The organism is Vibrio fortis (genome assembly GCF_000695685.1).
Classification (GTDB): Bacteria; Pseudomonadota; Gammaproteobacteria; order Enterobacterales; family Vibrionaceae; genus Vibrio; species Vibrio fortis_A.
The window spans coordinates 75,756-92,112 of sequence record NZ_JFFR01000013.1 but is presented as its reverse complement, the minus strand read 5'-3'; the positions used below and the strand labels follow the sequence as shown (position 1 = coordinate 92,112).

Below are 16,357 nucleotides of genomic sequence, written 5' to 3'. Positions count from 1 at the left end.
AAAAGAGTCGGGTTTCGAGAACAGCTGCGCCCCGGCTTTCTTGGTTAATACCCCGTCAAATGACCATATCCCAAAAAGTTATAGTTTTGAGAAGGTAGATCACTAAACAAGATTTGTTTGATTTCGTATCTGTGACTTTGTTTAAACAATGCTAATTATCGCCTATTTTCCTTCCTAGCTCTGTGTGACCATTTATTAAAAGAAAGCGCTTTCATTTTCGAGGGCGATATGTCGAGTCAATGAGGTAATGTATGGAAACAAAGGGAAAATTTAAGCTATCCAATATCGCCATGTGTGTGGCGCTTGGTCTGACATTGGTCGGATGTGATAGTGATGATAATGATGCGGTAGTAACGACACCTTCACCATCGGAAGAGTATGTTGCGGACCAAGGTTTCCATATATCACCGACGCAAGGCGTATTTAGTGGTGAAGATGGTGAGACGCCAACTTTTGTTGTTCCGGCCAACGCACATACGCCAATCGTCACTTCTGACATCGCAGCACAAAGTGGAACAACCCGTAATGTTGTGCAGTTTACGACGGCTGATGATTCAGGTTTAGTGGGAGGTTTTGACCTTGGTGAAGTTGCTTTGGATAGCCTTCCTGACGCATCAACGATTGAGTTTGATGTTCGTCTGGTAGGAGCAGCTAACGTAGCGTCTTCTTCAGCCTCTATCGCGAGATATAGCGATAGTGCAACTCAGTGGACTTTTGTTGTAGAAGGACAAAATGGAAGTGGCACTGATGTAACAACAAGCGTTGATTTTGCATCAGAACCTACAGAGGAGTGGGGGCATTTTGTTTTTACTAAGTCTGAGTTGCTGAAAGGGAATGCCGATATTGCAACGATTCAGTCCATTAAGATGTACCCACATGCGGATGCGACAGTTTATAACGTTGATAACGTGGCGATTTATCCAGAGTATCGTGACTCAGAAGGCCCTGAACTGACACTTGTTGGCGGTGCATCTATCACCCAGCTTAACTATCCAGATGCAACGGATTCGTTCGTTGACCCAGGCTACTCGGTCACTGATAACCAAGATGATGAAACTGAAATAGTCGTCACCAAAACGTACGGTGAGCTTGGCGAAGTTGATGCAGATACAAATGGTACTTATCAAATTACTTACAGCGCAGTCGATACTACTGGCAACGTAGGTAAGCCAGTTACGCGAACCGTCATCATTGAAGCAGCCCCAGATGTAGAAAATGATGTTACACCGCCGGAACTTACTTTAAATGGTGCTTCAACAATACGTGTCGAGCTCGATGGCGAATACGTTGAACTAGGTGCAACAGCGACTGATGACGTTGATGGGGAGATTACTGATATCACGATCACTGGCTCTGTGGACGTGAATACTGTTGGTGATTACACCATTAGTTACTCCGCCACGGATAGTTCAAACAACACAGGTACTATTGAGAGAACGGTAACGGTTTACGAACCTGTAGCATCTGAGAACCTAATCGTTAATGGTGATTTCTCAGCCTCAATTGGTGAGGAATGGGTTCTTGACCAAGGTGAAGGTAGCGTGGAAATCGTCGATGGGCAACTCGTTGTGTCAGAGTTTACGCCAGGTGCGTCATGGCAGCCTAGATTGGTTCAATCTTCTGTTGTGTTACAAGAGGGGCAAACTTACGTAGCTAGCTTCGACGCCAAAGCGGGCGAAGCGCGTAATATCGTTTTGCAAGTGGGTGAGCTGTTAACAGCAGATCCATGGTATCTACCTGTTATGGACGATACAACAATTGGTCTATCTACCGAACTTGAGTCATACAGTGTTCAATTCACTGCAAATGAAAATGCAGCAAATCCTATCCACTTCATCTTTGCTGTTGGCGGTGGCGTGGCTACACCAATTACATTGGATAATGTTTCTTTAAGTGCGATTACCGCAGAAATGATTGCTCCGGTGATTACTTTGTCTGAAGGCGCGGTGCGTATGTCGGTGGGTGAAGAGTACGTCGAACCGGGGTATTCAGTTACGGACAATGTAGATGGTGATCTCACTGCCTCTGTTGTGGTAGTTGGTGACGACTTTAGTACATCAGAAGTGGGCACTCATACCATTACTTACACAGTGCAGGATTCTGATGGTAACGAATCTGTTGCAGAGAGAACCGTCTACGTTGTTGCTGCGGAAGACGTTGATAACCTAATGATCAATGGTGACTTCTCATCTGGCTTGGACGGTTGGCTACAATTCAGTACTGATGCACAAGTAGTTGACGGCGCCGTGATGTTTAGCTCTGGTGTTATCAAACAAGAACGCTTTGCTCAAGGTTCGGTACAGCCGGGCGATCAACTGGTTCTCTCAATGAAGCTTAAAGGCACATTTACAGCGGGTGGAGTGTTTAAAGCCGGTCTTCATAGTGAATCTGCGGAAGGGTCTGGCCTACCTGCATCTTCTCAGTGGGAGGAGTTCTGGACTGTAAATGAAGATTGGCAAACTGTTGAGATTCCATGGACTCTGGGGGAAAACGCCGATTCACTTTCTGTTGAACTACTGGTTGCTGGCCCAGAAGGTCAACAAGTGTATCTTGATGACATTACCGTAAAACCCGCAACACCTTAGATTCAATTAAAAATGGCCTCTCTGCGATTGGAGAGGCCAACTTTTTGGGTATCGAGTTTGTATCAAAGGTCGATTTGTTTCTATGGAACGGGCTTGAATATAAATTTGAGAGAGTTTTTTATTTTTACTAAATACCGACAGTCATGAGTGTCAATCTCGGAGATAAAAATTCATGGATAGAGACAATTTATTAGTAGTTCAGAATAAGCTGGCTCCCATCAGTAGACAGGCTGCTACCGAAGGCATTGTTTTATTGAAAAATGATCAAGCAGTGCTTCCCGTTAAACAAGGCGATAATTTGGCCATTTTTGGACGCTGTCAGCTGGATACTTACCGCAGTGGCACTGGATCAGGCGGTGCAGTCAATGTCAGGTACTCTATTTCCATTATTGAAGGCCTATTAGGAAACGAAAAGGTTCATATAAATGAGGAGATAGCACGACAATATCGTGAGTGGGTTAAAGCGAACCCATTTGATGATGGCGGCGGCGGTTGGGCGGCGGAGCCTTGGTATCAAGAAGAGATGTTGCTGACTGACGAATCAGTTGAGCGTGCTTCGTCTCAGTCTAACAAAGCCATGTTTATCATTGGCCGAACGGCAGGTGAAGACCAGGACAATGCTGACGCTCCCGGCAGCTATAAAATGACTGATATTGAAATGGAGATGTTAGTCAAAGTTACACGATACTTCGACGATGTAATCGTTGTAATGAACACTACGAATATTATGGATATGTCTTGGTTAGTCACCATGGAGAATCGCAATGCGATTAAAGCGGTTCTCTATTGTTGGGCTGCTGGCATGGAAGGAGGACATGCACTCGCCGATGTTATTTCAGGCGATGTTTCACCTTCTGGAAAACTCACAGACACTATTGCCTATGATCTTTGCGACTACCCTTCTAGCGCTAACTTTGGGGGCACTGGTTACAATTGTTATGCAGAAGATGTGTATGTTGGTTATCGTTATTTTGAAACATTTAAACCTAACTCTGTACAATTTGAGTTTGGCTTTGGTTTGTCCTATACCACCTTCAAACAAGAATTGACGGATTTTGACATAGCTGGTCAAGGCAAAAACGCCGTTGTGCGTATGTCTATTAAAGTGACTAACGTGGGTGATTGCTATCGAGGTAAAGACGTCGTCCAAATCTATTTAGAAGCCCCTCAAGGGCGACTTGGTAAATCGGCACGAACGTTAGTTGGATTTAAGAAAACGTCGCCACTTGAACCTAGTGAATCAGAAACTCTTCATATCTCTATCCCGGTAAGAGACTTGGCTTCTTATGATGACAGCGGAGTAACAGGGAACAAAAGTTGTTATGTATTAGAAGAAGGGAATTACCGTTTCCATGTTGGTTCGAGTGTCCGTGATACCGTAGAACTATTGCACATGTATCATGTATCTAAGCTTCTCGTGACTGAAGAGTGCCAAGAAGCGTTAGCGCCATTACGCCCATTCGAGCGAATTAAACCGAAAGCACAAGCCCAAAGTGTTAGTCCTTATGGAGTTGAGTTCGAGCCTGTTCCAACTAGGAGTGTGTCACTACATGAAAGAATTGAGTCTAAATTGCCTCGTGAATTTGAGGTTACTGGGGACTTAGGTTTTAAGCTTCTTGATGTGAGTTTAGGAAGAGCCACTATGGAGCAGTTTGTTGCTCAACTGTCTCTTTCGCAATTGGCGACATTGGTACGTGGTGAAGGCATGTGCAGCCCTAAAGTAACTCCTGGTACAGCTGCGGCATTCGGTGGTGTATCTAATGAATTGGTCGACTTTGGTATTCCTGTTATAGCGGCAGCGGATGGCCCTTCTGGAATACGTATGGATAGTGGACATAAGGCAACCCAAGTTCCAATTGGCACTTTGTTAGGCTGTACTTGGAACTCCGATCTAAATGAAGAGCTGTTCTATTGGGTGGGCGAGGAGCTTCGAGCGTATCAAATTGATACCTTACTAGGCCCTGGCGTCAATATTCATAGGCATCCTTTAAACGGTCGAAACTTTGAATATTTTTCAGAGGACCCGTTTATCACGGGAACATTAGCGGCCGCGCAGGTTAAAGGCTTAAAAAAAGCAGGAGTGACAGGCACACTTAAGCACTTTGCTGCCAATGATCAAGAAACGGGCCGGATGGATGTAGACAGTGTGATGTCGGAACGTGCCATTAGAGAAGTCCATATTAAGCCGTTTGAAATGGCAGTAAAGTCCGGTGGTGCGACGACCATAATGACATGTTATAACCCAGTTAATGGCCATTGGGGGGCGTCGAATTACGATTTGAACACCAGCGTACTTCGTGAAGAGTGGGGGTTCAAAGGCATTGTGATGACAGATTGGTGGGCAAAAATGAACCACCCATCTGAAGCAGGTTCTGAAGACAAAATACATACTTCATACATGATCCGATCTCAAAATGATCTCTATATGGTTGTAGATAATGATGGTGCTGCCTCGAACGTAGCCGGAGATGACACCCTGCAAGCCATCGAGCAAGGCACGCTGACACTCGGTGAGTTACAACGTAGCGCGATGAACATTTGTTGGTTCATATTGGATACACCGGCCATGAAACGCCCTGTTGTGCGTTATGAACCAGTGAAGGCTATCCGTTCATTTAATGAATATTTAGGGAATGACGCCGTTGCTCTTGAAGCTCTATCGACTCTAGAGATGAGCAAGACAACAAGTTGTGTTGTAGAAGTAATCGAAGGTGCAACTTACCAAGTGTCTGCGTTGATGAGTTATGCCAAGCCGTCACTGGCTCAATCTTCTTGTGCTTTGAGTCTCAATGATGAATTTTGCATGTCTTTGTCGGTACACGGAACTGAAGGTGAGAGAATCAGCATTGAAGGTTCGCAAATGCGCTTAGAAAAGGGCTTTTACCATCTGTGTATCGATTTTGTTAAAGCTGGAGCGACATTGCACGAGTTGAATTTCAGCCCATGTTAATGCCTAGGCGCTTAAATTAAAGTGAGTAAAATGCAGTGTAGAACGCTGCATTTTTTTATGGAATGGGCAGCCATGCGTTACATTTTGAGCCTCGATACCAAAAATAGGCTATGTGATTTTAGTCACGTTAGGTCATCACAAAGTAACCCCCCTTTTATGATAAATGACGAACTAAATGGTAGATTGAAAGCGCTTTCAAAATAACAAATGAAGTTGCGTGATATGTGGAATACAAATACTAAAAAGTTCACCTTAATGGCACTGGTGAGTGGTGCATTTATTTCAGGTTGTAATAGTGGTTCTGACTCATCTAGCGCTCCATCAACACCTGATGTGAGTGGTTGGACAATGGTTTGGAATGATGAGTTTTCCGGCACAGAGATCGATACAACTAAATGGGGTTTCGAAGTTAACTGTTGGGGAGGCGGCAATGGTGAGCAGCAGTGTTACACCGACCGTCCGGATAACTCATATCTAAACGACGGTAAACTGTACATTTTAGCCAAGCAAGAGACGTTTACCGGGCCGAATAACCCCGATGGAGATTGGAGTAATACGGTTACACTACCTTATACCTCAGCACGGTTGAGAACCATGAACAAAGGCGATTGGAAGTACGGTCGCTTTGAGATTCGAGCTAAGCTCCCTTCAGGTCAAGGTACTTGGCCCGCAATCTGGATGCTACCAACTGACTATGTTTATGGTGGATGGGCGGCTTCCGGTGAAATTGATATTGTGGAAGCAGTTAACTTAAAAGCACCATCCGATGCTGGTGGACAGCTTAGCGGCACTCCAGAAAGGAGAGTATACGGGACGCTCCATTACGGTGCGGCTTGGCCTAATAATGTCGAGTCAGGTCAAGAGTACTACATGCCTGACGACGTTAACCCTGCAGACGATTTCCACACTTACGCACTCGAGTGGGAAAAAGACGAAATTCGTTGGTATGTAGATGGCGTACATTATGCCACGCAACGTTCAAGTGGGTGGTATAGCCAATATACAGAAAATGGCGGAGTAGTAATTGGTGAGGAAGATGCGCCTTACAATCAAAGGTTTCATTTGCTTCTTAACCTGGCCGTTGGCGGAGGATGGGCAGGAAACACCAACGACAAAGGCATCGATGATTCAGCATTACCACAAACTCTCGTTGTGGATTATGTTCGAGTTTATGAATGTTCGGCAGATACTGTGACGGGTCAAGGCTGTGCTTCGGTATCTCCAGATGCGGTGCTAGTACCAGGACATTCTGCTCCATAACATGCAGTTAATCTTTTGAATAAAATGGCGCAGCTTAAGGACTATCTGCGCCATTTTTTTATATGGCAAAGGTCAATCAAAAGGCCATTCCACGCAAATCTTGGTTGCAAAATGTACTCGACTTCGTTGGTTGACGTGACGGATGTTGTCTCGTTACAAGCTTCACTGGTAGGAAAATATGTAAACATCAAAGGAAGCGCTTTCTTTTGTGAGGCATGAGACTGTGGCTACATATTCATATTGGAATTCGTTATGTACAGATTCCAACTGTAAATAACTAGGAATATTAGAAAGGAGATTGATATGCACAAATATGCGAAAGGACCATCTTTGGCAGGACTTGATATTAGTTCATACAGTACCGATGAACTTAGAGAGCTGGTCAGTAAGCTTTTGAACCGAAAAATCCATGGTATATCGTTTAGTCCTTATGTTCCCGGACAGAGCCCTGGCTCCTTACTGACTGAAGAACAAATTCGAGAGCGTCTCTCGATTATTCGCCCCTACGTTAAGTGGATACGTACTTTTTCATGCACCGATGGGAATGAATTAATTCCTAAGATCGCGCACGAAATGGGGTTAAAAACCTTAGTGGGTGTCTGGCTCGATGACGATCTAGAGATGAACGATGCCGAGCTAAAAAATGCAATACAGCTTGCTGAGGCGGGTTACGTTGACATGCTGGGAGTCGGTAATGAAGTGTTGTTGCGTGGAGAGTTATCTGCTGAGCTGTTAGTGGGATATATAGAGAGAGCCAAAAGAGCATTGCCGAATATTGATGTGGGTTACGTTGATGCGTACTACCTATTTGAACTAAGCCCAGAAGTGACCAATGCTTGTGATGTTGTTTTTGCCAATTGCTACCCTTTTTGGGAAGGCGTACCAATTGAGCACTCATTGGTGTACATGAAGGATATGTACCAAAGAGTTTCTAAGGTATCTGGAGGTAAGAAGGTTGTTGTGAGTGAAACTGGTTGGCCGAATGAGGGACCAAGTGAACACGGAGCAGTGCCTTCATGGGAAAATGCCATTCGATATGTGTTGAATGCTTACCAATGGGCGGAAGACGAAAACATCGACCTATTTTACTTCTCTTCTTTTGATGAGGCTTGGAAAGTTGAAAAAGAGGGCGGAGTAGGTGCCTGTTGGGGGTTATGGAGCGAAGAGGGAAGACCAAAGTATGCCTAGTAAACAGATACCACTTCCATATGGTAAAGCCATTTGTTATTCAGGCTATCGAAATGGACAGAGCCCTGTAACCAGTGACTATCCTAGTTACGAGCAGATTAGAGAAGACTTGCTCATCCTGGAGTCCGATTGGGATTACATTCGACTGTATGACAGCAGCGTTCATGCTGAACGTGTTCTAAAAGTGATTGAGGATGAAAAGTTATCTCTAAAAGTATTGCTGGGCAATGACTTAGCAGCAGAGCTTAGCAATTCCAATTGCCCTTGGGGCGCCGATTACTCTGTCATGCAGCTGGCAGAAAACAAGGCTTACAATGTCAGAGGGCTACTACGTACTGTTGAACTATCGAATCGTTATAGTGACATCGTAGTCGCAGTGTCGATAGGCAATGAAGCCAGTGTCGATTGGACAGATCACTTGGTTAGCGTCGAAAGCCTTGTCGCTTACGCGCTGATTCTTAAAGAAAAGATATCTCAACCTATTACTTTCTGTGAAAACTATGTGCCATGGTGGAACAAGCTTGCTCCACTCGTTGAGGTCATCGATTTTGTCTCTATTCATACTTACCCTGTATGGGAATACCATGGTCTTGAAAGTGCCATGAGTTATACCATCAGCAATTATACTTCTGTTGCCAGTAAGTATCCGGACAAACCCGTGATAATTACTGAAGCGGGTTGGGCAACTAAATCCAATGGCAGAGGAATTGAAGTTCACAATGCTTCTGAAGAGCTACAATGTGAATATCTAAAGCAGTTGGTCGACTGGGCGGAAAATGAACAGGTACTAACATTTGTATTTGAAGCATTTGACGAGTTCTGGAAGGGATCCGAGCACAGTGATGAGCCCGAAAAGCATTGGGGAATTTACTATGAATCCAGAACCGCAAAACCAGCGGTAAAGGCATTACTGTCAACAAATCGTTGATTTGACGAATACGCTATACCCAAGCACCATTCAACCCAGCATAATAATAGGGCGAACTTCAGTGTATAGAAGTTCGCCCTTGTTCATATTGAACTTAAGGTACGAGGCAAATTGCCTAATTGTGACTCTTTTTAGCAGCTTCATTTAACCCCAAACTACTCTCAATTTTTGCTATTTCCTGCGTATAACCAGTGCTCTTTCTTATTGAGTTGACACGATAGTTTCTTGCATTGAATCAGTGGAACAGGAGCGTATCTCAGTCTCGGAAGAAGGGACGTTTGAATGGCAGGTTAAAATTGTTTAGACCATTCTTCAGAATACCCTCGCTCACAATAAGAGAAACTCGATGCCATCTAGTGATAGCACCGAGTTGTTTTCTCCGACAATGACCTAAATGGAACTGATAGGAAGTTGCTCTCTAAGCTTAGTTATCGACAAAGGAGCTGCAATCAACCGCTTTGTTCTGTACCTCTGAGTGAGGCACAATTCTAACTCGACCAAGGTCAAACTCTACGCTTTGCTTACTGAACATTAAAAATGGTGTGCTCATCCTTTGAAATGACATACCGGCTTGTTCAAAACACTGAAGTGGTACCTTGATGGTCGTCCACTCTTCTGACGGGGCAGGCAATACGCGGTTGATCTTCAGCTTACCGCTACATGGCCATTCACAATGCGTTGCCAATGACATGCTTTCCGGTGCTTCAGTGACCATTCTAATATCGAATTCGAGTGTTGCATTCGCATTACTATATCGGCTGTAGTCTGCTCCTTTTTTGTCGGGAGTCTGCATATACAATTGCGCGGCTTCTTGATCCTGATATGAACGTTCGGAACCAAAGAACTTCACATTGAGTGCAGATTGTTGCATCCCATTGTAGTTGATGCCTGTGGTTGTCAGAGATCCAATAGACGTAGTGCCTTTGGTTACCGCCGATGCCTCCCATTTGCTAGCCGCGCCCGATATTCTTGTAACAAACTCGCCTTTGGCTTCTTTCCCGAACACTTCGAGCGGTATCTGTGCGACACCGTTGTCTGGTTCTGACATACCGCAACCATAATTTCTTGGATCGAGTGGAATTGCATCCAGATCCTCATATCTCGCTGGTATAGTTTGCGCATTGCCATAACTTAGCCCATACCCATATGGGAAAAGAGGCTGGTGTTCACCTGTGATGTCTTGTTCGATCAGTTGGTCATTCAGTCCATCAACCGGAGTCTGATAATTGGGGATGTTTGGGGCAGGGCGATTGATCGTTGTAGAACACTTTTTCGCACCCCATGAGTAACTGAGTTTCCCTGTGAAATCTTGCCCATTTTTCGCGAACAGGACGTCGGTGATACCTAGCCCTTCTGTACCTGGAAGCCAAGCTGCAACGAACGCATCGGATAAGTTAATCTCTTCATTGACATAGAGTGGGCGGCCAGAGTAGAAGATTGTGATGACTTTGTACCCTCGCTTTTTTAGAGTTCGAATGGTTTCTAAGTCTTTGGCATAGGCTGGTTTTAGCTTGGCAAACTCCAACGTTTGAGTGCGACTGATATCTCCAAACATTTCGGCATAGGGGTCTTCACCAATGACGACAATAGCCGTTGTATCTTCAGGACTTGCTTTTGAAACATCTGTAACGACATTTTCAATGCCAGCCTCTGCTTGCATTGCCATTAATAACGTCTGAGCGTTAGGAAAGTCTTTTTCGATCGAATTACCATCTCCTTGCCAAGACAGAGACCAGCCTCCTGTCTGCTTGGTTATGTCATTGGCTGCAGAGCCTACAACCAAAAAGCGACTTCCCGAGGAGAGTGGGAGTACATTGTTATTGTTTTTCAAGAGAACGAGTGATTCCGAAACGGCTTGGCGAGCAAGGGCGACATGTTGTGGTGCACTTAATATCTCCTGTTTCCCTGCTAGTGAGCGTAATGACGGCATAGGCTTATTCCACAAATTGGCTCTCATTTTTACGCGAAGGATTCTCGTTACGGCGTCATCAATTCGAGACATGGGAATGACACCTGATTTGACTTGCTCGATAACATTCTCGTAGAACGCTTGCCAGTCTTCACGAGCAGTGATCATGAAAACGTCATTACCAGCTAAAACCGCTTGTGGGCAATTGGCCGCAGTACAGCCGTTAATCTCACCTTGTCCATTCCAGTCAGTAACAACGATACCGTCAAAGTTCATCTTACCTTTTAGCACATCGGTGATTAGGTATTCAGAGCCATGAATTTTTTGGTTGTTCATGTATGGATGATCGAATGTTGCGGCTTTGTCGCTACTCATTGGGTCATAGTTTTTTGCACTCCACCAAGAGTTGAATGAAGACATCACGACTTGTGCGCCGGCATCCAGTCCGCCGACATAACCCATTGCATGAATATTACGAAGGTACTCTTCTGTATAGCGGTTTTCACCATGGTCTATCCCATTGAGTGTACCGCCATCCCCAATCCAGTGTTTTACATTGGAGATCACATGAGTATCTCCCCTCAAACCATTCTCCCCACCTTGAATACCTGTCACCATGCGCGAGGCATATTGATATACAACTTCTGGGTCTTCTGAGTACCCCTCGTATACACGCCCCCAACGATAGTCTCTTGGGGTGGCAACAGTCGGAGCAAACGTCCAATCTAAGCCTGTTGCGGCGACTTCTCTGGCAGTCGCTGCACCTATTTTTTCGATTAGATCAGGATTACGTGCAGCCCCTAGACCGATATTGTGGGGAAAAAGGGTCGCACCAAATACGTTATTGTGACCATGAACTGCATCTGTTGCCCACATAAAAGGTATGCGAAACCCTCTGTCTTCATAACCCTGTTCAAGCGCTAACCAAAACTTATCAGCTTCTTTCGCCCAATCCTTTGCAGTGGCGTATTTGTTGTCGTTTGGGAAGCCTCCTCCACCATTTAAGATTGAACCGAGCTTGTATTCTCGTGCTTCGGCTGGCGTGACTTCACGAAGGTCAGGTTGAATCATTTGTCCAACCTTCTCTTCAAGTGTCATCAGAGACACAATTCTTTTGATCTCTGTTTCAATCATGGGATCTTTTGAGATTTGACTCGATATTGGTTTCCAATCGCTCAGATAAGGTAGAGTATTTTGTGAGTTAGACTTCGTTGGAGAATTAGGTACTTGGTCGGCTGTCTGACAGCCCAATATGAAACTTACAGAGATACATAAGCTCAACATCGATTTTTTATGAGTAAACACGTTTTAACTCCTGTACATCGCAAGGCGATACAGCATTTTCTGGGATGGTATAATCTGAAAACCATTAACTAAGTCAGTGACTTAATTAATGGTATGAAAGTTGGTGAGATGTGAAAGAGGGAGAATGTTTGCTCTCTTTCAAAAATAATATTTGTTGTAATCACGTGCGGTTAATACACCAGCGGTTACTTTAAATGGTAGGCCTGCAGGCACCACCAATGCTCGTCTTTTATAACGAACTAGATCTTCCAAAGATTTTGCATAGGCGTATTTTTTTGAGAGATCTTTCCAGTAGTTATCAAAGCTCATAGTCGTCGCCTTTTATTGTGAGTGACTTTATGTTGGGCCACTATCCGTACAATTCGATTTGAATAATGAGAGTGAGTGTTTAGCTCACTCTCACGCCTTATCTGAAGCACTCTCTATTTCGAAAATTGCATATCGGTTAGGTAGAATTTGTCCCCAGATGCCCCATTGATACCAAATACAGCCACCTGCATGATTTCGTTAGGGTCAATTGGCAACTGCGACATATCAAACGAGTAAGTCGTCCAGTCACTGCTCACCACTGGTGTTAGAAGAGTCTCGTATGCAGCCCCTTTTGTTGTATTGAAGGCGATTTTGAAGTCGGATAATGAACCTACAGAGGCAACTTTAAAGCTGAAGTTTTTGTACTCGTTCATATCAAAATCAAATGGTGAGATTTCGCCATAAACATCGCCCGTAAAGGCAGCAACAGCGCCCCAGCTGTCTCCTTTGGTCATTTCCCATGCATTACTACCTTGGTAGTTCGACTCTAAATCAAAGCTTGTACTCGTTGACCATTCATTGAAGCTGGCATTACCAACATTGATATACGCGCTGTCATCATACGTTAGATCTGAATCCAAGCTCGTTGATGAAATCATCGTAAAGGCATCACCATAATCATTGTGGTTACGAGTAGGGTGGATACCTGTGTCGTAAGCGACAAAGTCAGTGACATATAGCTTTTGTCCTGACGTGCTTGGCGTGTAAACACCGTAGACCGCGATTTGGTTGATATCACTCAGAGCGAGGCCGAATGCATTCAAGTCGATGTCAATCTCATTCCACTGAGCTGGATCTTCAAGTCCGAACGGGATAACGGAGCTGCTTGCTTTTCCATCAACGTTTGTTCCTAAGAACACTTCAAATCGGTCGAAAGCACCTTCTGCAGCGACTTTCAGCTTTAAGTTAGTGTAGTTTTCGAGGTTAGCGAGATTCACTGGTGCAGCGTCAGTGTTGTTTTGGTTTGTCATTGCTAACACTGCGCCCCAGCTACCGTTCTCTTCAAGGATCCATGTAGATAGATCATTAAATGAACCAGAAGAAATGACAGTACCCGTGCTCCATTCACCATAAGCCACGTCTTGAAGCCCAGTTTCACTGGTTGAGTGCAGAATGATAAAAGGACTTTCTAGGGTATCATCCACTTCCGGTTCTTGAGTTTTTACGAATTTATAATCTGTAACGTAGAAAGTTGAAACGCCAGGTGTGCCGCCCACACCCATGATCGCGATCGAGCTGACGTTAGATGTTTCTAACGAAAACTTGCTTAGATCAAGTCTGATAGATTGCCATTGGTCATTGATACTATCGTCAACCGGCAGAAGAAGTTCTTTGCTGACACCATTTGCTTCAATTGTCACAGCGTATTTTTCGAAACCGCCTTCCGTAGCAACATCAACATCTAGGTATGTAAATCGGCTTAGGTCTTGCTCGATGCCACCGTTAAAAACAAGAACCGCGCCCCAGTTCCCATCTTCTGCAGACTTAGGGCCTGAGGCGATGCTCCAAGCGTTTTTACCTAAATAGTTAGCCTCACCATTAAACACGGTACCTGTACTCCATTCTTGTACCGTATCGTCACCAAATGTAATGTCAGAGCCTTCGTTACCTGACGTGATTAAAACAAACTCGTCTGTGGATGGCTGAACGACAACTTCTTCGCTCAGATAAACATCGGCTAACTCGACTTGACCTGCGTTAGCAAAAGTAAGGGCGAACCAAGAAGTTTGTGTGCTAGGTGTGACAGGTACTTGCATTTGTACCCAACCATCAGAAAGTGCCGTTCCACTTGAAAGTTGATAGCTGTCTTTGTATTCGGCAGAGAGCGTAACAATTGCAACTTCCACACTGTCTGCGGCGGTTGTTCTTACTTTGAAGTTTGCATGCGTGATGTAAGACGCATCAATTTCGTTACCTTCCGATACGCCCCAAGCAATGTTGGAAGTCGGTGCGCCCCAATTGGTACCTGGTTGCATTACTAAGATTTCGCCATATTGGCTGTCTTGTGCTGTTGCGAAAGAACTGCCGCTGCCCCAAGTGTCCCAAAACTCGAATGTATGGTTTATTTCTTCTGATGAGTGAAGTATGTAGATGCTTTCACCAACAACAACGGGTGGCTGTGGATCGACAGGTGGAGTGGTTACTTCGTTTAAAGGGTCATCACCACAGCCAGCAATAGCTAGCGCTGCTATTGTTGGTGCTACATATTGGTATAGTTTCATTGTTGACTCCATTCAAAGAAAGCGCTTACAAATTGGTTTAAAAAAATGTATGCGACTTTCTTTTTTATAATAATAAGAACTAATTAAATGCGTAGGGGGCAGCGTTCAGTTGAAAGCTGAAACCATCTCTTAGCGTTCGAATCGAACATTATCCAGTTGGAAAATCATTTCTCCTTGAGGATCAAGAACAAGTAGGTTCTTGATTTTAGACATATCGACTTTGCCAGCAGCAAATGAGTTACCGTTTTGCACGAGCTCGTTCAGGCTAATGGTCACGGTATGCCATTGGTTGTCTTTAGGGATAGTTACTGGAAAGTCACTCACGTTTGGCCAGCCACTGTCAATTTTGACGCTGATTGTGTCGCCTTTGGTTACTTCTTCCATTTTGATATCGAAAATAAGCTTCGCGTCTTTGGTCCATGACGTAAGGTTTAATTCCGGTGTAGCGAAGTAGACATTACCTGTTTCACCTGTCTTAGAGATTTGCATTACTTGGCCGCGATCACCTGAGTCTACATAAGCAAAGTCCATGATGACGCCCTGTGGGTCATATTCATTTTGCTGTAAGTACTGACTAAGCTCACCATCAAAGACGTTAATGGTTTGTCCAGTAATATAGTCGCTAGGTAGCTCGACGGTAATTGGCGGTTTATTGCCTTTCACATGAACGGCGCTGTCGGAAACAGTTGCACAGCCTTGCCCTGTTGTCGGGTTTTTTGAACATTGGTAAACGCGAACGTAATCAACTTCTAGTGCTTGTGGGAACACCGAAGCATCGATACCTTTTTCGTTAGTATTGCCTGCCCAAGATCCGCCAATGGCTAAGTTAAGTAGCAAGTGGAATCTTTGCTCGAAAGGTGCGTCATCAACACCGATGATCTTCTCTCCATCTTTGGTATAGATATTGTACCAACCGTCTGAAGTTTGCGTTGCAAAGTGAACATCATCCACATACCAGCGCATTTCGTCTTTTTCCCACTCTAATGAATAGGTGTAAAACTCATCGCCAGGGTTTTGATTGTTTGGAAGAGAGTAGGGCTGGCCGGAGTGTTTGTTGTTTGGCCACGTGCCACCGTAATGTAGAGTGCCGTATGTGCGATTTTCCGGTTGACCGTTTTTCTCGCCATGAATGTCAGATTTACTCTTTAGGTTAACAGCCTCAACAATATCAATCTCACCAGAAGCTGCCCATGTGCCATATACCCAATCTGAAGGTAGCATCCAAATAGCTGGCCATGTTCCTTGTCCTACAGGCATTTTTGCTCTTACTTCAAAGCGGCCATAAGTCCAGTCGCCTTTGTCTAAAGAACGTAGACGAGCGGATGTATAGGGCAGGGTTGTTAGGTCGTCGTAATCACCATCGACATTGTTAGGACCTAAAAAGTTCTCTTTATGCGCAACGATATAGAGTACACCGCCTTCAACAAAAGCATTTTTGTCTCTTGCTGTGTAGCACTGTTGTTCGTTATTACCGCCGCCCCAGCAGTTTTCTTCGAGTGACCATTTGGATTTATCGATTTCTGTACCGCTGAATTCGTCACTCCAAACTAATTCCCAACCATTACTTTTGTTGATGTCTGGATCAGACAAGTTCTGCTTTGGTACAACAAACTCAGAACTGGAACACCCTGCGAGTATTGCTGAACTGATAATTAGTGCCAAAGGCGTTGGCTTGCTCATGAACATAAGATATCCCTGCAT

General features: G+C 44.5%; 8 protein-coding genes and 1 pseudogene. 5 read left to right on the top strand and 4 right to left on the bottom strand.

Going from position 1 to position 16,357, the window contains the following annotated elements; genetic code table 11:
- Positions 1 to 251 precede the first annotated feature (251 nt).
- The 5 genes and pseudogenes from VFDL14_RS13840 to VFDL14_RS13855 all read left to right on the top strand — a co-directional run bounded on the left by VFDL14_RS13840 (position 252) and on the right by VFDL14_RS13855 (position 8,911).
- Entirely contained in the window at positions 252 to 2,585 is a 2,334-nt protein-coding gene (locus VFDL14_RS13840; RefSeq protein WP_032550718.1) for an immunoglobulin-like domain-containing protein, read from the top strand.
- 172 nt (positions 2,586 to 2,757) lie between these two features.
- Positions 2,758 to 5,535 carry a glycoside hydrolase family 3 protein gene (locus VFDL14_RS13845; protein WP_032550717.1) on the top strand — a complete coding sequence of 926 codons (2,778 nt, stop codon included), beginning with the start codon at positions 2,758 to 2,760 and terminating at the stop codon, positions 5,533 to 5,535.
- A gap of 222 nt (positions 5,536 to 5,757) precedes the next feature.
- Positions 5,758 to 6,792, top strand: a pseudogene (locus tag VFDL14_RS0123110) (glycoside hydrolase family 16 protein); the annotation flags it as partial.
- Between the two features lie 306 nt (positions 6,793 to 7,098).
- Positions 7,099 to 7,983 carry a glycosyl hydrolase family 17 protein gene (locus VFDL14_RS13850; protein ID WP_084181847.1) on the top strand — a complete coding sequence of 295 codons (885 nt, stop codon included), beginning with the start codon at positions 7,099 to 7,101 and terminating at the stop codon, positions 7,981 to 7,983.
- Complete coding sequence (locus VFDL14_RS13855; protein ID WP_032550716.1) at positions 7,976 to 8,911, top strand: glycoside hydrolase family 2 TIM barrel-domain containing protein; 936 nt, start codon at positions 7,976 to 7,978, stop codon at positions 8,909 to 8,911. Before VFDL14_RS13850 ends, VFDL14_RS13855 begins: the two co-directional genes overlap by 8 nt.
- Before the next feature lie 424 nt (positions 8,912 to 9,335).
- On the opposite strand, the gene VFDL14_RS13860 is transcribed toward VFDL14_RS13855, so the two are convergent.
- The 4 genes from VFDL14_RS13860 to VFDL14_RS13870 form a co-directional block, all read right to left on the bottom strand.
- A complete protein-coding gene (locus VFDL14_RS13860; RefSeq protein WP_050487384.1) occupies positions 9,336 to 12,104 on the bottom strand; it encodes a glycoside hydrolase family 3 protein in 2,769 nt (922 codons plus the stop codon).
- 159 nt (positions 12,105 to 12,263) lie between these two features.
- Positions 12,264 to 12,434 (bottom strand): hypothetical protein, encoded by a 171-nt coding sequence (locus VFDL14_RS24530; RefSeq protein WP_160168787.1) that lies wholly within the window; start codon positions 12,432 to 12,434, stop codon positions 12,264 to 12,266.
- A gap of 113 nt (positions 12,435 to 12,547) precedes the next feature.
- Positions 12,548 to 14,656, bottom strand: coding sequence for a hypothetical protein (locus VFDL14_RS13865; protein ID WP_032550715.1), 2,109 nt, complete (start codon positions 14,654 to 14,656; stop codon positions 12,548 to 12,550).
- Between the two features lie 129 nt (positions 14,657 to 14,785).
- Entirely contained in the window at positions 14,786 to 16,336 is a 1,551-nt protein-coding gene (locus VFDL14_RS13870) for a glycoside hydrolase family 16 protein (RefSeq protein WP_032550865.1), read from the bottom strand.
- Positions 16,337 to 16,357: the final 21 nt, after the last annotated feature.

Coding starts and splice junctions, on each gene's coding strand:
- VFDL14_RS13840 (WP_032550718.1), top strand. CDS start 252: ATGGAAACAAAGGGAAAATTTAAGCTATCCAATATCGCCATGTGTGTG.
- VFDL14_RS13845 (WP_032550717.1), top strand. CDS start 2,758: ATGGATAGAGACAATTTATTAGTAGTTCAGAATAAGCTGGCTCCCATC.
- VFDL14_RS13850 (WP_084181847.1), top strand. CDS start 7,099: ATGCACAAATATGCGAAAGGACCATCTTTGGCAGGACTTGATATTAGT.
- VFDL14_RS13855 (WP_032550716.1), top strand. CDS start 7,976: ATGCCTAGTAAACAGATACCACTTCCATATGGTAAAGCCATTTGTTAT.
- VFDL14_RS13860 (WP_050487384.1), bottom strand. CDS start 12,104: ATGTTGAGCTTATGTATCTCTGTAAGTTTCATATTGGGCTGTCAGACA.
- VFDL14_RS24530 (WP_160168787.1), bottom strand. CDS start 12,434: ATGAGCTTTGATAACTACTGGAAAGATCTCTCAAAAAAATACGCCTAT.
- VFDL14_RS13865 (WP_032550715.1), bottom strand. CDS start 14,656: ATGAAACTATACCAATATGTAGCACCAACAATAGCAGCGCTAGCTATT.
- VFDL14_RS13870 (WP_032550865.1), bottom strand. CDS start 16,336: ATGAGCAAGCCAACGCCTTTGGCACTAATTATCAGTTCAGCAATACTC.